Source organism: Frankia sp. Allo2, from assembly GCF_000733325.1.
Lineage (GTDB): Bacteria > Actinomycetota > Actinomycetes > Frankiales > Frankiaceae > Frankia > Frankia casuarinae.
Map to the genome: position 1 here is coordinate 41,640 of NZ_JPHT01000029.1, position 17,019 is coordinate 58,658.

At 70.6% G+C, this 17,019-nt stretch carries 20 protein-coding genes and 2 pseudogenes; 15 read left to right on the forward strand and 7 right to left on the reverse strand.

From position 1 onward, the window contains the following. Positions 1-612, forward strand: a complete 612-nt coding sequence (locus ALLO2_RS17465; RefSeq protein ID WP_011436755.1) for a hypothetical protein — start codon at positions 1-3, stop codon at positions 610-612. Here the strand turns inward: ALLO2_RS17465 and ALLO2_RS17470 are convergent. Further along, entirely contained in the window at positions 597-1,073 is a 477-nt protein-coding gene (locus tag ALLO2_RS17470; protein WP_198031032.1) for an NUDIX pyrophosphatase, read from the reverse strand. The genes ALLO2_RS17465 and ALLO2_RS17470 overlap by 16 nt on opposite strands. Before the next feature lie 155 nt (positions 1,074-1,228). On the opposite strand from ALLO2_RS17470, the pseudogene ALLO2_RS24765 reads away from it, so the two are divergent. Beyond that, positions 1,229-1,891 (forward strand): annotated as a pseudogene (locus tag ALLO2_RS24765) (transposase); the annotation flags it as partial. Between the two features lie 51 nt (positions 1,892-1,942). Here ALLO2_RS24765 and ALLO2_RS25845 read toward each other — a convergent pair. The 5 genes from ALLO2_RS25845 to ALLO2_RS17490 all read right to left on the reverse strand — a co-directional run bounded on the left by ALLO2_RS25845 (position 1,943) and on the right by ALLO2_RS17490 (position 5,394). Further along, positions 1,943-2,107 carry a hypothetical protein gene (locus ALLO2_RS25845; protein WP_023840318.1) on the reverse strand — a complete coding sequence of 55 codons (165 nt, stop codon included), beginning with the start codon at positions 2,105-2,107 and terminating at the stop codon, positions 1,943-1,945. Between the two features lie 87 nt (positions 2,108-2,194). Then, on the reverse strand, positions 2,195-2,773 hold the full coding sequence (locus ALLO2_RS17480; protein ID WP_023840319.1) for an alpha/beta hydrolase: 579 nt from the start codon (positions 2,771-2,773) through the stop codon (positions 2,195-2,197). 2 nt (positions 2,774-2,775) lie between these two features. After that, a complete protein-coding gene (locus ALLO2_RS17485) occupies positions 2,776-3,645 on the reverse strand; it encodes a tryptophan 7-halogenase (protein ID WP_011436752.1) in 870 nt (289 codons plus the stop codon). A gap of 54 nt (positions 3,646-3,699) precedes the next feature. Further along, on the reverse strand, positions 3,700-4,092 hold the full coding sequence (locus ALLO2_RS23520) for an AMP-binding protein (protein ID WP_011436751.1): 393 nt from the start codon (positions 4,090-4,092) through the stop codon (positions 3,700-3,702). Between the two features lie 96 nt (positions 4,093-4,188). Then, positions 4,189-5,394, reverse strand: coding sequence for an acyltransferase (locus ALLO2_RS17490; protein WP_011436750.1), 1,206 nt, complete (start codon positions 5,392-5,394; stop codon positions 4,189-4,191). 658 nt (positions 5,395-6,052) lie between these two features. Here ALLO2_RS17490 and ALLO2_RS17495 point away from each other — a divergent pair. Both ALLO2_RS17495 and ALLO2_RS17500 read left to right on the forward strand, forming a co-directional pair. Then, positions 6,053-6,322, forward strand: coding sequence for a hypothetical protein (locus ALLO2_RS17495; RefSeq protein ID WP_035733467.1), 270 nt, complete (start codon positions 6,053-6,055; stop codon positions 6,320-6,322). Next, complete coding sequence (locus tag ALLO2_RS17500; RefSeq protein WP_011436748.1) at positions 6,319-6,678, forward strand: type II toxin-antitoxin system PemK/MazF family toxin; 360 nt, start codon at positions 6,319-6,321, stop codon at positions 6,676-6,678. The genes ALLO2_RS17495 and ALLO2_RS17500 overlap by 4 nt, the downstream gene beginning before the upstream one ends. A 72-nt stretch (positions 6,679-6,750) precedes the next feature. On the opposite strand, the gene ALLO2_RS17505 is transcribed toward ALLO2_RS17500, so the two are convergent. Continuing rightward, positions 6,751-7,068: a hypothetical protein gene (locus tag ALLO2_RS17505; RefSeq protein WP_198031033.1), complete on the reverse strand. Its 318-nt coding sequence runs from the start codon at positions 7,066-7,068 to the stop codon at positions 6,751-6,753. Between the two features lie 146 nt (positions 7,069-7,214). Between ALLO2_RS17505 and ALLO2_RS17510 the strand changes: the two genes are divergently transcribed. The 11 genes and pseudogenes from ALLO2_RS17510 to ALLO2_RS28350 all read left to right on the forward strand — a co-directional run bounded on the left by ALLO2_RS17510 (position 7,215) and on the right by ALLO2_RS28350 (position 16,162). Next, positions 7,215-7,472: a hypothetical protein gene (locus tag ALLO2_RS17510; RefSeq protein ID WP_023840322.1), complete on the forward strand. Its 258-nt coding sequence runs from the start codon at positions 7,215-7,217 to the stop codon at positions 7,470-7,472. Then, a complete protein-coding gene (locus ALLO2_RS17515) occupies positions 7,469-7,849 on the forward strand; it encodes a hypothetical protein (RefSeq protein WP_011436745.1) in 381 nt (126 codons plus the stop codon). Before ALLO2_RS17510 ends, ALLO2_RS17515 begins: the two co-directional genes overlap by 4 nt. Positions 7,850-8,496: 647 nt before the next feature. Beyond that, complete coding sequence (locus ALLO2_RS17520; RefSeq protein ID WP_160172418.1) at positions 8,497-9,939, forward strand: alpha/beta hydrolase; 1,443 nt, start codon at positions 8,497-8,499, stop codon at positions 9,937-9,939. Between the two features lie 389 nt (positions 9,940-10,328). After that, positions 10,329-10,850 (forward strand): ArsI/CadI family heavy metal resistance metalloenzyme, encoded by a 522-nt coding sequence (locus ALLO2_RS17525; protein ID WP_035733530.1) that lies wholly within the window; start codon positions 10,329-10,331, stop codon positions 10,848-10,850. Between the two features lie 9 nt (positions 10,851-10,859). Beyond that, on the forward strand, positions 10,860-11,645 hold the full coding sequence (locus ALLO2_RS17530) for an MIP/aquaporin family protein (protein WP_011436740.1): 786 nt from the start codon (positions 10,860-10,862) through the stop codon (positions 11,643-11,645). Positions 11,646-11,680: 35 nt separating this feature from the next. Further along, entirely contained in the window at positions 11,681-12,088 is a 408-nt protein-coding gene (locus ALLO2_RS17535) for an arsenate reductase ArsC (protein ID WP_035733532.1), read from the forward strand. Positions 12,089-12,382: 294 nt separating this feature from the next. Then, on the forward strand, positions 12,383-12,904 hold the full coding sequence (locus tag ALLO2_RS17540; RefSeq protein ID WP_011436738.1) for a CrcB family protein: 522 nt from the start codon (positions 12,383-12,385) through the stop codon (positions 12,902-12,904). Further along, a complete protein-coding gene (locus ALLO2_RS17545) occupies positions 12,901-13,248 on the forward strand; it encodes a DUF190 domain-containing protein (RefSeq protein ID WP_035733534.1) in 348 nt (115 codons plus the stop codon). Before ALLO2_RS17540 ends, ALLO2_RS17545 begins: the two co-directional genes overlap by 4 nt. Continuing rightward, positions 13,245-13,634, forward strand: coding sequence for a CrcB family protein (locus tag ALLO2_RS17550; RefSeq protein ID WP_011436736.1), 390 nt, complete (start codon positions 13,245-13,247; stop codon positions 13,632-13,634). The genes ALLO2_RS17545 and ALLO2_RS17550 overlap by 4 nt, the downstream gene beginning before the upstream one ends. Continuing rightward, positions 13,631-14,866: an MFS transporter gene (locus tag ALLO2_RS17555; protein ID WP_023840326.1), complete on the forward strand. Its 1,236-nt coding sequence runs from the start codon at positions 13,631-13,633 to the stop codon at positions 14,864-14,866. The genes ALLO2_RS17550 and ALLO2_RS17555 overlap by 4 nt, the downstream gene beginning before the upstream one ends. Before the next feature lie 845 nt (positions 14,867-15,711). After that, a pseudogene (locus tag ALLO2_RS28350) lies at positions 15,712-16,162 on the forward strand (protein-tyrosine phosphatase family protein). Positions 16,163-17,019 lie beyond the last annotated feature (857 nt).

Genomic DNA, 17,019 nt, shown 5'->3' on the forward strand with positions numbered 1-17,019 from the left:
GTGCTGACCCCGACGGGCGCGGTGTGCCTGCTCGGCGGGCGAGGCAGCGGCAAGACAACCGCCCTGCTCCACCTGCTGACCGGCGTCGCCGGGCCGGTGGCACTGGTCGCGAACTCGCTGGCGTTCCTCAACCCCGCCGGCCCGGTCCAGGTCCACGCCCTACCGACCACGATCGGGCTGCGCGCGCCCACGATCGCCCTGTTCCCCGCCCTCCGCGACCTCACCCGTGCCACCGGCACCCTCGCCGACGAGGAGAACCGTACCTACCTGCCCGCCGCCACGGTCGCAGCGGCGTTCACGGTGGCACGCGCCGCCGGCGGGCCGGTCACAGCGTTCATCGACATGGCGTTCCGCGAGGCGAGACCAGCGGTCTGGCGGAGGCTGGACACCCGGCAGGGCACCACGGCTCTGACCGCCGCGCGTCTCCCCGACGGTCTCCTCGACGATCCCCACGAACACGCACGCCTCACCGCGGACCACGCGCGGGGGCATCGTCGACGACTACGTGAGTGCGCGAAGTCGGTCGCAGCCGCCCGCTGCGAGTCGGGAACGGACACCCCGACAGTGCTCGGCCGCGGGGTCACGGACCTGGTCGCTCAGGCGGCGCGGTGACCGATGCCGTGGCGTAGCCGATGGTCCAGCTCCCACAGAGCGGTGCGGTTGGAATCCCACTGCACGACCTTCACCGCGTCGTCGAGGCCGAACCAGCCGAACTCGGTGTGCTCGTCCGACAACGTCACCTCGGCGTCCTCCGCACGGACACCGAACGCGTACTCCGGGATCACCAGCACGTCCGGCCCCCAGGTGAACTCCCCGGTGACGTAGACGACGGGGATCGTGGCCCGCGCGTCCAACACGATGAACTCACGTTCGCCGACCAGACCGGCCTCCTCGGCGGTTTCCCGCCGGGCTGCCTGCGCCGGGGACTCNCCCGCCTCACCACCACCGGCGACACCCTGCCAATAGGCGGCATCAGCACGCCGGAACAAGGCGTACTCCGTGCCCTGCCCGGTCTGCCGGTAGGGCAGGACCAGAACCTGAAACGCCGCACGGCCACCCACAGTGTCGGTCACCACACCATCGTAGGACGGCGCCCTCGGCCGACCACCGAAGCCACGGCTGACCAGGAACCGCGCCCGCAACGCGACACGTGACCAGCCAACACAAGATCATCCGCGTTTGCACCTGGTGACAGGTTTCTTACCGGCACCCGGTCTACGTCTCCGTCGGCCGCCGCCGCGCCGGCCTCGTCAACCTCTACTGCGTCGCCCACCTTCGCCGCTACTTCCCGCGGGCGAGGCTGTCGAACCCGGTCCAGCTGGAGTACTGGGAGAAGGCCTGGCTCGACCGGTTCCGCGCGCTCTACACAGCCCACCGGGAACTGGCCACGGCGTGGGCGCGAGCGCGCGACACCCCCGGCCCCGACGCCGACACCCGGCTGGCCGAGGCCTACACCGCCTGGGACGGCGCGATCGAGGCGATCGACACCGCCCGCCGCGAGCAGCAGGCCTCCCCAGGGCTACAGCCCGCGGCGAAGGACGCCCTCGCCACCCTCGAACGCGAGTGGGACGGGGTCGTCGCGCACCGCGACTACCCCATGGTAGATCTTGACAACAACGCCGCGGAGCGCGCCCCGCGCCACCCGGTCGTGACCCGCAAGAACGCCTACGGCTCCCGCACCGACGACGCCGCGGCCCTCGCCGCCGCCGTCTGGACCGTCCTGGGCACCGCCGAGAAGCACGGACTGAACACGCTGACCTACCTGACCGCCTACCTCGACGCCTGCGGCCGAGCCGGCGGCAAACCCCCACAGGGAACCGACCTCGACCGGTTCCTGCCCTGGCTGGCCAGCCCCGACGACCTCGCCACGTGGAAACAGCCACCCGGCTGACCACCACCCGGCGCGGCGTGACCCACAGTCACGCCGCCCACAACCATGCCCTCACACGACTTCCGAATACTTACTCACAGGCCGTGGCGCCAGCAGGCCCACCACCGTCGACACCCCCACCCCGCCCGCAGCCCCCACCACCGCCGCCAGATCACCGTTGCTCCAGCGCTGGAACCCCGTGCCGGTGTCGCGCTGCCCCGCGTCCAGAACCTTCACGCCCGCCTTCTCTCCCCCCGGCCCCCGGGGCCCGGTTTCACAGCGGCCGATGCCGTTACGGCCGATGCCGTTACAGCCGGCGTGCGGTCAGCCCGCGAAGTGGTCACGGAAGACGGACCAGCCCGCCGGCCAGTCCGCCAGCCCGGAGTCCGCGTTGAGGTGGCCCCGCGAGCCGACGTTGACCAGTCGGGCGCCGAGCCTCCCGGCGGCCGCCACGGAATGCGCCAGCGAGCCGTACGGGTCGTTCTCGCTGGCGACAATGACGGTCGGGAAGGGCAACGGGTCGTGTCGCGGCGGGCCGAACCCGACCGCGCCGGTCGGGAACCGCGGCCCGCCCACGTCCGGCACCGCCACCAGGAAGGCCCCGGTGATGGCGTCGTCGGCATGCTCGCACGCCCATTCGGTGACCAGCGTGCAGCCGAGGCTGTGCGCGATCAGGATCTTCGGCCCGTCGATCGCCGTGAGCACGTCGTCGAGGTCCTTCACCCAGGCGTCGCGCACCGGGTTGTCCCAGGACTCGTGGTCCACCCAGACCCCGTTGCCGGCCCGCTTGTACCACATGTACTGCCAGTGCTCCGGCCCCGAGTTCCCGATGCCGGCGATGAAGACATACGTCACCGCCGGCTCGCCGCCGCCCGCTGGCTCCATGCCGTCCGCTGGCTCCATGCTCACACCTCGTAGTCGGTGCCCACGCCGTCGAAGCGCAGGCGGTCCTGGATGTGGACCCGGTTGTCGTTCTTGTCGAAACCGGTCAGCAGACCCGTCTCCATCAGCCGGATGACGATCTGGCTGCTCACATCCTGCCTTCCGGCGTCACCAAGCTGCCGGATCAGGGCCCGGTAACCGACCCGGTCCTTGAGGAGTTCCTCGAAGACGAGCCGGTGTTCTTCCTCCAACGGATATTTGATCATGTCCTGGCCCAGCTCGTTCCCGATCACCAGCTTGCGTTCCAGCCGGAAACTCAGCGGCTCGACCTTGTAGTACGGCCGCAGCAGGACCTCGTCGCCGTTCCAGCGCAGCCAGGTGATGCGGTTCAGCTGCTTGGTCAGGTGGGTGATCCAGCGGACCCGCGCGCCGTTGAGTTCGTCGTCGCTGAACTCGTCGCTGAGATCCATGCGCTTGTGCCGACCGATGGAGATCATCGTGGCGGCACGGTCCCGGAAGCCCGCGACCGACCGGGCTGTGTCGGTGTCGTCGTCGCCCGCGGCCAGCCGTTCGAACCATCGTTTGCGGTTCAGCCGGTCGTCGTCCGACTCGCTGATCCGGCGGCGCAGCCAGAACTCCGACTCCGGCTCGGTGAACGAGGCGAACGTGTAGAACGACGCCAGGAACTCGTGGTACTGCTCGTAGGTTTCCCGGTAGCTGCGCCCGTACCACTGGTGGACGGCGTCCAGTTCGTCCTCGTGCGCGATGATCCGATCGATCGCGGCGGCCGCCGAGACGGCGGACTGGGTGGCCAGGTGGACGCCCTGGGAGAACAACGGGTCGGTGAAGCAGGCGGCGTCCCCGCAGAGGAAGAACCGGTCCCCGGAGAACACCTCGGAGTCGTAGGACCAGCCGATCCCGATCTACACCACGCAGGGGGACTCACCCTAGCCGCCGATGAGGATCAGGTTCAGGAAGGTCGGGCTGGTGGGCAGCAACCGGATCCGGTATCGCTCGATCAGCGCGCAGATCTCCTCCGGCGTCCGCTGCCGCGGCACGATCGCGGTGTTGCCCGCGCGCAGCGCGCCGAGTAGCGAGTTGATGCCGCCGATGTGGTCGAACAGCAGGAACATGAGGATGTTGGCGGGCCGACCGCCGGTGCGCGCCCGTTTCCCGAGCTTGTCTTCCATGATCGCGTCTAGGTTGTGCAAGATCGCCTTCGGGGTGCCGGTGCTGCCGCTGCTGAGCAGCACCAGCCCGGCGGCACCAGCCGCGGCGAGTCGCTCGTGGGCACCGCCGGCCGGTGCCGCCGCCTGGACCGCCGGCACCGGATCGATCACGACCGTGGATCCTTCGGCCGCTGCGTCGACCCGGACGATCTGCTACTTAGAAGATCCATCTGTGGGGTAGGGCGTTGCGTCGGCCTTTGCGGGGGGTCAACGGCTCCGCGGGACGAACAGGTGCGCCGCACCCGCGTCCGTCGAACGTCTTGGCGACGGCGGTTGCCAGGATTTCAGCGCAAGGGCGGGTGCTTCGATGGCATACCAGCTTGCGAGGGCGGCGAGGGAGGTGACGGCGAGGGAGGCCGCGATGTGCACGACGACGGCACCCGTACCGATACCCGCATCGACCCCGGCTTCGAGCAGGAGCAGTTGCAGCGGCCAGGCGTAGACGTAGATGCCGTAGGACAGATCGCGGCGCGCCCCCACCCGCGACAGCCCCCGTCCGGTTCCGGCGTACAGCAGCAGGTAGGCCAGCGGGGCCAGGGCGAGGGGCCGGTAGGCGTGGGGGATGAGCAGGCCCGCGGCGAGCAGGGCGGCGGCGGCGATGAGTAGGGCCCGGCTGCGCGGGATGCGGTCGGCGTAGAGGAACATCGCCGCCCCGATGAGGAAGACGGCCGTGTACTTCAGGATGTGGGAGTCGGTGAGCCGGTTGGCGCCGAGGAGCGCCCCGCCGACGGCGAGCAGCCACCCGCCGACGGCGAGGGTGAGGACGAGCCCGCGGCGGCGGCGCAGGATCCCCACCGTGCCGAAAACGCCGACCATCAGGTAGCACAGCGCTTCGAAGAACAGGGTGTGCAGGGGGCCGTCCACGGCCTGCCCGGCGCGTAGGTCGCCGATGTTGAACTGGTTCATCTTCAGCGCCGCGTTGACGAGCAGGTAGCGGACCGCCGAGTCATGGCCGGTCCAGGGGTAGCCGGCGGTGGTGCCCCGGTTCAGGCGCCACAGCAGTGGACCGATCGCGACGGCGGTCAGCGCGAGGCAGACCCAGAAGGCGGGCACGACCCGCAGGAACCGGTGCCAGAGGAAACGGGCGGTGGATGGTGCCCGCAGGTGGCTACGGATGATCAGGAAGCCGCTGAGGAGGAAGAAGCCGTCCACGGCGAACGTGCCGAGGTCGGGGGCACCGGGCAGACGTGTCAACGGGTCCGGTTCTCCCCGGACGAACAGCCATGAGTGGGACACGAGCACCGCGCCGGCCAGGATGAGACGCAGCGCGTTGAGGTTGTTGCGGTGAGGATCGAAGGCCGCGGCCAGCGTGCCGGCCCTGGGTGTGGGTACGGGTATCGGCTCCGCTGTGGGGCTTCGCTGGTGGGGGACCCGGCGGGGAGACCTGGCGAACGGTGGGTGCTGATCGGTCATGCGGTGTGGTCCCTTTCCTCCGGACGTTCCTTTCCCACCGAACATCCGTTTTCCGTGGACATCCGGCGCCGGTGACGCTGCTCGATCGCCGGCCTCGTGGGCGATCACGCACCGACACCATTCAACCCTAACGTAAGGGTAGTGTTTACTGTGTGTGTCATGAGGTATACGAAAGCAACATCCGGTGACGTGTTCCGATCGGACCACCGTTTCCCTGTGCCGCGTGGTCCTGCCGGCGGCCCCGTCCCTCCCCGGGTCAGGAGCTCGATACGTCGTTCTGTCCGAAGCCGGTCCGATGGTCAGGGCACGTGAGTGGTCAGGGCACGTGGCTGGTCACAGCAGGTGCACGTCACCCGGAATGCCGGCCGGGTGCGCATCGGCCGGTCGGGCGCGGGCGACGCTTGACGACGTCAACGTTCGTCCGAGCGTATGTCTGGCGCGGGGAACGGCGATCCGAACCGTGCCCGATCAGGCTGGTGCGGCCGGGGACCTGCGGCCGGGCATCGAGCCCCGTAGGCACCATCGCGCCGAGCACGGGCGACATGGGCGACCCACAGCACGAAGCGGCCAGCGTCCTTGACCACGACCGAGTCGGCCTCCGGCCGCAGCTCGACCCATGGCCATAGCTTGGTCCATAGCACGTGCCACACTGGAGTGTATGGCTACGACATCTATGCAGCTGGACAGCGGGCTACGCGACGAACTGGCGGAGATCGCCGAGCGGGACTTCCATGGCGTGCCGCTGGGCGAGGCGGTCCGGCGCCTGGTCAAGGAACACAAGATCAGCCGCATCATGCGGCGGTACGAGGAGCTGCGCGCCGACCCCGAGGAGTGGGCCAGCTACCGGGCCGAGGCGCGGCTGACCGACGACGCGGCCGGCGACGGCCTGCCGGATGCACGTGAGGAGTATCCGGAGTACCACCGGTGAGCCGGGCGCTGAGACTCGCGTCCTGGCAGGTGTGGCTGGTGGACTTCGGTCAGCCGATCGGGCACGAGCAGGGCGGCCCGCGCCCGGCCGTGGTGGTCGGCTCGGCGACGCACTGCCGGTTCCCGATCGACATGGCCCTCGTGGTGCCCCTGACCGCGCGGGACCGGGGCCTGGACCATCACGTGCGCATCGACTCGCCCGAGTCCGGCCTGGACCGGCCGAGCTGGGCGCGCACCGAGGAGATCACGGCGGTATCCACCCAACGGTTCACCCGGTCCACACCGCTGGGCACCGCGTCGGCCACCGAAATCGCCAAGCTGGGCGAGTGGCTACGCGAGATGGTCGCCTTCTGCTGACCCGCCGCCGCGGGCACGGCTGGCGAGCCGCGCAGGTTCGCCACGTCAACCCCCGTCCCATTCAGCCCGACATCAGCGTTGCCGCCGCAGCGTCCAGAACAGCCAGTTCCCGGTGGCCGCGCACGTGGCCACGTCCCAGCCCTGGCCGCCGAGGTCGGACAGTACCGTGACCAGCTCGTCGTAGCTGCCGGGGAACATCCGCTCCTTACCCCGGGGCATGTTGACCCGGATGGACCCCTGGTCCCACAACCATTCCACCGTGGCGAACTCGTAGGTGAAGATCGTTTCCCCCGCTCCGGTCGGTTGCAGCAGAGGATAACGGCCTTGAGGGTAGCGGCTTTCCGGGCCCGAGCAGCAGACCGACCAGGCCCGCTGCCTCACTGTCGTCACCAACGCGATCATCACAGCGAAAATGCTGGCCGGGCTGGCAGTTCTGCGCCCCTGATCTGGCTGGCCGCCGCTACCAGGTAGCCGGGGTTCGATACGGGTACGCGAACGTACCCGTATCCTGTGGGGTGGGTGAAAGGAGGCTGTCCATGGCGGATGCGAATGTGCGGATTCCGGCGGAGGCGCGGGATCGGCTGGCTGAGGTGGCGGCGGCGGAGGGGCTGTCGTTGCGGGCGTATCTGGCCCGGTTGGCGAGCACGCTGCTGACGCCAGCGGAGCGGGCTGAGCGCGCCGAGCGGGCGCGGGCGGTGCTGCGGGAGTGGAGTGGTTACGACCCGACGGAGGAGGAGGCCGCGCAGGCCGACGCCGAGCTGGACCGGCGGCTGGCACGGGCGTTGGGACGGTGAGCGACGCGCTGCATGTGGTGCTGGACGAGACCGCGATGGTCTCGGCCGGCTACGGCAACGTGCTGGCCTCCCGGCTGATCCAACGCGCTCACACCGGGCCGGGGCACTTTCTGTACGCGCCGGCGTGTGCGCTGGTGGAGGCGGACCGGGCCCGGCCGGGGACCGCCGAGCACATCGCCGCGCTGCCCGCGGTGACGATCGTGGAGCTGGACCTGGCGGCCGCGCTCGCGGTGGCCCGTGATACCGGGTGGGCGCCGGCGCACGTGCGGTACGCGGCCGAGCCCGCCCCGGAGCGTCCCGAGGGCGCGGTGATCGCGACGGCGGCGCCGGACCGGTGGGCGGGTCAGCCGGTGCGCCTGTTGGATCTCCGCCCGTGAGCTGGTCCGGCCCGGATGGGGCGAGCACGACGGATGTCGCCTCGGCCGGGTCCGTGAGGGCCGCGGGAGTGGCAGTCGGTCACGATCTAGCGCCGATCGTCACGGCGCCAGGCCAGGGTGAGCTGGTGAGGAACCACGATGTGTCAGTCCCCGGTCGCACCCGACGGCATGCCGTGCGACGGTAACGAGGGGACGGGGCAGCCACCGGCCCGGCGGCTCCACCGCGGCCAACACCCGTCTTGGCGCCCGCGGGCGGGTCGTGGCCGCCGCCGTCACGGCGAGAAGACGAAAAGGGGAGCCGGGAGGGTTCGGCAGACGCTCGCTCACCTACCTCGGGTACGGGCTGCGCGACATTTCCGGCGGTAAAGCTCGCTGACGCCACCCGGCCGGGTGAGGGCGAGTTCCTGGAACGAGGCCTATATGCATGCTCATGCTGGCAGGTGGGCGCAAGCGCCACGCACTCGACCGAACCGGAGAGCGGAGGCCAGATGCGCCCGTCCCGATCAGCCCGTATACCACGCCCATTCCTTGCTGCCGTGCTTGCGGTAAGCCTGCCGCTGCTGACCGGTATATCAGGGTCGGGCTTGTCTGGGTCCGCCGCCGCGGCCACCCGGACAAAGCTAACCTGGAAACCGTGTGAGAACGGGTTGGAGTGCGCGACTCTGCCCGTTCCGTTGGACCACGCCAGGCCTGCCGCAGGCACGATCAACCTGGCGTTGATCCGTGCTCCGGCTCGCCAGCCACACCGGCGGATCGGCTCGCTGGTGATGCTGGCCGGTGGGCCGGGCCAGTCGGGAGTCGGGTTCATCCGCGACTGGCTGGGCTTCTTCGGCGCGTCGTTGCGCGACCGTTTCGACATCGTCGGGTTCGACCAGCGGGGTGTCGGTGGGAGCGCGCCGGTCCGTTGCAGCAGCGGGCAGGATAATGATCCGCCGGCCGCCACCTCCCCGTTCGCGATCGACTCCCGCGCTTCCCGCGCTGGGAGTGAGGATGACGACGTGTACCAGGAGCTGGTTGACGACAGGCGTCAGTGGGCGCAGGGCTGTGTACGGTTCAGCGGCGCTGAACTGCCGTATCTGTCGACCGAGGCCGCGGCCCGGGATCTTGATCTGCTGCGAGCCGCGCTCGGCGAGGACAAGATCACCTCTTACGGGGGATCCTACGGCACCGTGCTGGGCGCCACCTACGCCAGCATGTTCCCGACCCGGATCCGGGCGCTGGTGCTGGACGGCGTAGAAGATCCGAACGTGTGGATGAACCAACCGCAGGAGGACCTACGCCGAATGGCGCAGGGCTTCGAGACCGCGCTGGGCGCATTCCTCGCCGACTGCAAGGCCCGGCCCAACTGTGGCTTCGGCCACGGCGACCCGGCCGGCGCCTTCGACCGCCTGGTCGAACGGCTCATCGAGAAGCCGATCCCGGCCGGCGGTAAGGACACCGGCGCCGCCCGCACGCTCAACTGGGTGACCGCCATGATCGGGGTCCGGTCCGCGCTGTACTCCCATGCCATGTGGCCGCGGCTCGCGGAAGCATTGGCACTGGCCGACGACAACAACGACGGTTCCAAGCTGCTCTCCTTCGCAGCGCAGGACCCGATCGGGGCCATCCTCCCCTTGCCGTACAGCACCTCCACCAGCGCCGATGTCGCGCATACGGCCATCGCCGCGCATACGGCCATCACCTGCGCCGACAAGGTCTTCCCGACCGTGGGCGCCTACCAGCGACTTGCTGACGAACTCAACCGCGAGAGTCCCCATTTCGGCTTGCTTTCTGGTCTCGGTGCCCTTGCCTGTGTGGTCTGGCCGGTTAAGGCTGCCTCCCGCTACACCGGACCGTTCCACGCCACCGGCGCTGCGCCGATTCTCCTCGTCGGCAGCACCGGCGACCCGGCAACGCCCTACTCCGGGGCTGTGTCCCTCGCCCGTCAACTCGCCAACAGCGTGCTGTTGACATGGCGCTCCTACACGCACACCGCCTACTTCCAGGACAGTGGCTGCGTCCGCCAGGCTGTCGAGCGTTACCTGGTCGACCTGATACTCCCGAAGCGCGGTACGATCTGCCCTGACGTCCCGACAGCGGCGGGCTCTTGAGTCTCGGTCTTCTCTCGGTCTGCGCGATTCAGCGTCTTCGCGATTCAGGGCCTTTGCGATTCATGGCCTTTGCGATTCAGGCTCACCGTGAGGATTATCCGGAAAGGCGACGACTTCGCCGGTGCGCGGGCCGGCGTAACGGTCGCCGGCCCCGGTCGGCGCACAGCGGGGCGCGGGCGAGTGGAGCGCGGCACGCGAAGATCGTCCCGGCGAGACCGGGCGGGCCGGCCGCCGCGGGGGTGATGACCGGGTCGACGACCGGGAGGCCCGCCGGTGGGGAGGCGGTCGCCGTGCCGCCGACATGCCCCAGCCATTGACAGACGTCTATGTTTGCGGTCATCCTCGGCCCGCAAGAACATAGATGGGTGTCGATGTAAGGGGTGGGCTGGATGGCCAGGGTGCAGTTGGCGTTGAACGTCTCGGACGTGGACGCGGCGGTGGAGTTCTACACGACGCTGTTCGGGGTCGGGCCGGCGAAGCGGCGGGCGGGATATGCGAACTTCGCCGTCGACGTGCCGCCGTTGAAGCTGGTGCTGATCGAGAACCCGGACGCCCGCGGCGCGGGGGTGGCGGGGGCGTTGAACCATCTCGGGGTGGAGATCGAGACCTCGCAGGAGGTCTCGGCCGCCGCCAGCCGGCTGCGGGAGGCGGGGCTGGTGACGGCGGNGGNGGAGAACACCGCCTGCTGCTACGCGCTGCAGGACAAGGTGTGGGTGGATGATCCGGACGGTGCGCCGTGGGAGATCTACACGGTGCTCGCCGATATCGCCGAGGGCGCGGGCCCGCAGCTGCGCACCGTGGAACCGGGGGCNGGGGGTGCTCCCGGGTCGGCGTGTGGCTGTGGGCCGGTGTGCGCTCCCACGGTGCCGGCGGTGACGATCGAGCCGGCCACCGCCGGCACCGGTCACTGAGAGCGAACGGTGACAGACAACGGGGAGGGCCGGCCGCCGCTGGTGCGGCGGTTGGCCGCCGAAGCGCTGGGCGCCATGCTGCTCGCCGCGTTGGTTGTCGGGTCGGGGATCGCCGCGGCGCAGCTCAGCCCGGACCAGACAGGCCTGCAGCTGGTCGAGAACGCCGCGGCGACCGCCGCCGGCCTCTACGCGATCATTCTGATGGTTGGGCCGGTGTCCGGGGCGCATGTCAACCCGGTGGTCACGGTGGTTGACGCCGCGTTTGGGGGGCTGTCGTGGCGGGACGCCGTCGCCTACCTGCCCGCCCAGATCCTCGGCTGCGTCGCCGGGGCGGTGCTGGCGAACCTGATATTCGACCGGTCGGCGGTGTCGATCTCCACGCATCACCGGGCGTCCGGGGCGCATCTGCTCGCCGAGGTCGTCGCGACCGCCGGCCTCATCCTGCTGATCTTCGCGCTGGTGCGGTCCGGGCGGGGTGAGCGGGCACCGGCCGCGGTCGGCGCCTACATCGGCGCGGCCTACTGGTTCACCAGTTCCACCAGCTTCGCGAATCCGGCGATCAGCATCGGGCGGATGTTCTCCGACACCTTCGCCGGGATCGCCCCCGCCTCGGTGCCCGCGTTCATCGCCGCCCAGGCGGTGGGCGGCGCGGTCGGCTACGGGCTGGTGCGGCTGCTCTACCCGCCGACTCCCGCCGGCCCGGCGCAGGCCGCCGGGGTGCTGCTCACCCACCCGGACAGCGCCGTGGCACCCAACGGCGCCGCCCCTTCACGTCTTCCTGGAGGTGTCTCGTGATCGACCTGGGCAACCCGACCGGAAAGGACACCGTCGTGTCTGCGAAGCCCTCGGTGCTGTTCGTCTGCGTCCACAACGCCGGCCGTTCCCAGATGGCCGCCGGCTGGCTGACCCGTCTCGCCGCCGGGAAGATCGAGGTCCGCTCTGCCGGCTCCATACCCGCCGACCGGATCAACCCCGTCGCCGCCGCCGCGATGGCCGAGGTCGGCATCGACATCACCGCCGAAACCCCGAAAATCCTCACCGTTGACGCCGTCGAGGCCTCTGACGTCGTCATCACCATGGGCTGCGGCGACACCTGCCCCGTCTTCCCCGGCATCCGCTACGAGGACTGGGCACTCGACGACCCCGCCGGCCAGGATCTCGACGCCGTCCGACCCATCCGCGACGACATCCGCGCCCGCGTCGAAAAACTCATCGGGGAACTCCTGCCTGCCGCCTGAGCACGCCAGGCCGGGCAGGCCGGCACCCGCCCGGCCTGGCGGCTGCCGGCATCCTGGTGGGGGCTGACGACGTCCGGCGGTAGCGGTGAACCGGTGGCGGTGAACCGGTGGCGGTGAACCGGTGGCGGTGAACCGGTGGCAGTGAAGCCGGTATGGTGTGACGGCGGCGGCTTTCGGTCACCGCGCGGCGGTGGGGCCCGCCGGACCCGAACCGCGGCAGCGCGCCGCCAACGGTCCCTACCTGTGACAAGTCATGCCTGGCNGGCCCGGGTGTCGCGCAGGTAGGGGGCGGGCGTGGACGACACCGAGCAGACGGTCGGTGCACCGACCGACCCTGATGGCACCGACCCTGATGGTGATGGGCCTGTCCCGGTGCGGCGCCGGCAGCTTCGTCACGCGCCGGTCGCGGTCCTGCTGCTGGCGGTGATATCGGCCGGTGGGGCGGTGGGGGCATGTGCCCGGTACGGGGCGTCGCTGGTGTGGCCGACGATGCCGGGCACGTTCCCGTGGACCACCTGGGCGGTGAACACGGCCGGTTGCGCGGCGATCGGTGTGCTGATGGTGCTGATCACCGACGTGCGGACGGTGCATCCGCTGGTCCGCCCGTTCCTGGGCACCGGGGTGCTGGGCGGGTTCACCACCTTCTCCACGTATGCGCTCGACGCGCAGCGGCTGGTGGACGGCGGGCGGACCGGGCTGGCACTGGCGTACCTGGTGCTGAGCGTCCTCGCCGCGCTGGGCGCGGTGTGGGCGGCGGCGGCTGCGATGCGATGGTTCGTGGCGAGGACGCGACGGGTCGCGGGAAGGCGGGCGTGATGAGGTTGAGCGGCCGGGCGTTGCGGCTGACGGTGTTCGTCGGGGAGAGCGACGTGTGGCATCACCGGCCGCTGGCCAGCGAGATCGTGCACCGGGCGCACCGCGCCGGGCTGGCCGGGGCGAGCGTGTTCCGGGGCGTGGAGGGGTTCGGCGCATCCTCGATCGTGCACACCGCCCGGCTGCTGTCGCTGAGCGAGGACCTGCCGGTGGCGGTGGTCATCGTCGATGACGAGCAACGGGTACGGGCCTTCCTCCCGCAACTCGATGAACTCGTCACCGAGGGGCTGGTCATCCTCGACGAGGTCGAAGTGATCCGCTACGTCGGCCGGGAGGCGAGTCGGTGAACTGGCTGCTGGTGATCGCCGGGGCCGCGGCCGGTGCGCCGCTGCGCTATCTGACCGACCGGGCGGTGCAGACCCGACACGACACGGTCTTTCCCTGGGGTACGTTCACCGTCAACGTCACGGCCAGTCTGCTCCTCGGCCTGGTCGCCGGCGCCGCGGGCGCGGGCGCGCCGCCGGCGTGGGTGGCGTCGGAGCAGGTGGTGTCGCTGGTGGGGACCGGGCTGTGCGGGGCGTTGAGCACCTACTCGACGTTCTCCTACGAAACGCTGCGGCTGGCCGAGGACGGCGCCCGGCTGCTGGCCGCGGCCAACGTCGCCGGCAGTGTGCTCGCCGCGTTCGGCGCCGCCGCTCTCGGCGCGGCCCTGGCGCGGGCGGTGTGGGGATGATCCGACCGGCGCACGGCACGAGCACAGCGCCCGCCGCCGCGGTCAGGCTACGGCCGTGGCGGTTTGTCCTGGTCTTCGGCGTGGTCAGCATGCTGGCGGACGTCGTCTACGAAGGCGCCCGGTCGGTCACCGGGCCGCTGTTGGCCTCCCTCGGCGCGTCGGCGGTCGTGGTCGGTGTCGTCACCGGGGTGGGCGAGGCCGCGGCGCTGCTGCCCCGGCTGGTCTGCGGGCCGCTGGCGGAGCGCACCGGCCGGTTCTGGGCGTGGACGATCGCCGGTTACACGCTGACCGTCGCCGCCGTGCCCCTGCTCGGCGTGACCGGCGTGCTGTGGGCGGCCGGCCTGTTGGTGATCGCCGAACGGGTCGGGAAGGCGGTTCGCAGCCCGGCCAAGGATGCGCTGCTCTCCCACGCGACCGCCGCCACCGGCCGGGGCCGCGGGTTCGCCGTGCACGAGGCGATGGACCAGCTCGGCGCGCTGGCCGGGCCGCTGCTCGTCGCCGCGGTGCTCGCCTCCGGCGCCGGCTACGGCCCGGCGCTCGGCGTCCTGGCCCTGCCCGGCCTGGGTGTCCTTGCTGTTCTGCTCTGGCTGCGGGCCCGCGTGCCCGACCCGGCCGGCTACGAGCCGGACGAGCCGCCGGCCGTGCCCGTCCCCCGTACCGGCCCGGCCCCGGCCGCCGCGCCCCGGGCCCGACTACCCCGGGCCTTCTGGACGTATGCCGGGTTCACGGCCGCGACCACCACCGGGCTGGCGACGTTCGGCGTGTTGTCCTTCCACGCGGTCACCCGTGGCCTGCTGCCGGTGGCCGCGGTGCCTGTCGTGTACGCCGCGGCCATGGGCGTCGACGCCCTCGCCGCGCTCGCGACCGGCTGGGCCTACGACCGCCACGGCCCCGGTGTGCTCGCCGTGCTGCCGCCGCTGGCCGCCGCCGTCCCGGCGCTGGCGTTCACCAACACCCCCGCGCTGGCCGTCGCCGGGACGCTGGTGTGGGGAGCGGCCATCGGCGTGCAGGAATCCACCCTGCGGGCCACCGTCGCCGACCTCGTCCCGCCCGCCCGCCGGGCCAGCGCCTACGGCGTCTTCGCCGGCGTGGTCGGCGCGACCACCGCCGGCGGCGGCGCGTTGGCCGGCGCGCTCTACGACCTGTCCATCCCCGCCCTCATCGCCGTCACCGCCGCCGTGCAGGTCGCGGCGCTGGCGCTCCTCGCGGCCAGCCGGCGCATCCGCCCCTGAGCAGGCACAACGACGCTAACGCTAATCGTCGGGCAGGAGGACGCGAGGCCCGCCCGTCCACCTCAACAGGCCTACCCACTCCACGCCCGGGCGTCCTGTCCCGGGTTCACCTGGCCGGTGTGGATCGCGCACCTGGCCGCGGGCAGCGCGTCGCAGGACGCGCGGAGCGCGGAGTTGACGGCGGCCAACGGGGAATGCCCGCTGGTCACTTCCAGGNGCCGCAGAAGGACACGCCCTTGGCGCCGGAGCGGTACAGGCAGGCGCGGACCAGAACCCGCTTGGTGTAGGCGTACTTGACGGAGAAGTACCGGTAGCTCGATGTCGCGCCCTCCGGGGGAAAAACACGGCCGTCGGCGCTCACCTGCACCGCGACCTTGCGGTTGGCGGGAGCGTGGTAATGGTAGACCCAGCCTGAGACGGTGCCATGGTAGAAGCCCGGGTAGCCCTTTTGGGCAGACCAGGTCTTGGTAACGTCGGCGTACCCGTATCCGCGCTGGGTCCACAGCCGGTAGGAGGCGCGGGAGTCGGGAGTGGCCACGCTGCGGGCGACGTGGGCGGTAGTTGCCCGGGCCGGTGCTGCGCCGGTCAGGGCCAGCCCGGCGGCAAGTGCAGCGCTCGCTGCTGTGCTGACGAGGTGCTTGCGCGTCATCGGATTCCTCTCCCGATCGATGTTCGGGTCACGTCCGCTGGTGTGGTGTTAGAAGATCGTCCCTGCGCGATCCTCCATGTTCAGGTTATGCGGTGAGTGGCCGTGGTATCACGGCTATCTTGTGCGTGTCGTGTGAGTCCGTCGCCGGCCGGGTCGGATTTGGCGAGGATTTCCAGCCTGATGTAGCAGTGAGAGCCTGTCAGATTTTTGCGTAGGGGCTCTTCCAGCGTTCCGCTATCTACCGGCCCGTGTTCTTCGACCGGCTGGCGGTGAAGGCACCAGTCTGCCCGGTTTCGTGATCCGGATCCGCCTCTACCTGGGAACCAGCCGTCTTCGCCGCCGCCACGACGGGGAGCTGGACTGGCCGCGCACGTGGATCGACTGGCCCGACTTCCTCCTGTCCCCGTGACCAGGACCAGGCCGCCCGGCACATCCGGGCGCTGCACGAGCAGGCACGGGCCGGCACGGCGGTCGAAGTCGCCTGCGGGGGCGGCGTCGGCCGCACCGGCACCGTCCTTGCCTGCCTCGCCGTTCTGGCCGGACTGGACCCACCGGACGCTGTCGCCTGGACCCGGGAACACCATCACCACCGGGCCATCGAGACCCCCTGGCAGCGCCGTTGGGTGACCCGGTTCCCGAACCGTTGACCGGGCTGCTCGCCTGGCCTGGAAGACGCTCCAGGGTGCCGCCCGCCACTCGTACGCACCGACGGGGTGTTGTCGGGGGCGTTTCGCCCGGACGGGCACACCGCTGGCCAGCGGCGGCAACGAGCGCACCGTGCGGCTGTGGAACGTCGGATAGCCACAGGATGATTTTGTCTGAGAATTTGATGGGGCTGCGGTGGGCTGTTTGCTGGGTGCCGGGCCGTGTCTGGGATGATGGTGGGGCGTTGCCCGGTCGACGTCGGCTGTCTCTGGTGCGGACGAGCCCGTGTTTGAGTATGGCGGCGGAGGCCTGGGGCACTTGTTCCTGCTGCCGTGAGCGCGTTCCTCAGTTTCCGTGTTCAGGCTTCCCCGGGTAACGCACCTTGGAGGGTGTTTCCTGGTTGGGAAGGGAGGTAGGGGTGGAGGTTGTGTTCCCGCGCTGCGCGGGGCTCGACGTTCATCGGGACACGGTGGCCGCGGCGGTGCGGATCCAGTCCGGGCAAGAAAACCGATCGCGGTGGGGACCCAGGGCCTCGGCAAGTTTGCTNGTAAGCAGACTTTCGGCGTTGTGTGGGGCTTCCAGTGGNGTTGCGTAGCGCGCTTCTGACGCGAGGCCGGGGGCGTCATGGGTGCGGGCACGGCTCCTGGAGATCATGGAGNTTCCTACNCCGTCATGATCGTCTCGAGGTGCCATGCCCGCCGCACCAGTATTACCGCCTGCCCCTGTTCTCGATCGGCTGGCTGCCGTCGGCGCCGGCAACCAGCCTCCGTCGCCGGCGGGTCTGCTGGCGGTCTTCAACCAGCTACCGGACCCCCGGAAGCCCCGCGGCAGGCGGCACAGCCTGGCCGCTGTGCTGACG

Coding starts and splice junctions, on each gene's coding strand:
- ALLO2_RS17480 (WP_023840319.1), bottom strand. CDS start 2,773: ATGGAGCCAGCGGACGGCATGGAGCCAGCGGGCGGCGGCGAGCCGGCG.
- ALLO2_RS17490 (WP_011436750.1), bottom strand. CDS start 5,394: ATGACCGATCAGCACCCACCGTTCGCCAGGTCTCCCCGCCGGGTCCCC.
- ALLO2_RS17495 (WP_035733467.1), top strand. CDS start 6,053: ATGGCTACGACATCTATGCAGCTGGACAGCGGGCTACGCGACGAACTG.
- ALLO2_RS17510 (WP_023840322.1), top strand. CDS start 7,215: ATGGCGGATGCGAATGTGCGGATTCCGGCGGAGGCGCGGGATCGGCTG.
- ALLO2_RS17555 (WP_023840326.1), top strand. CDS start 13,631: ATGATCCGACCGGCGCACGGCACGAGCACAGCGCCCGCCGCCGCGGTC.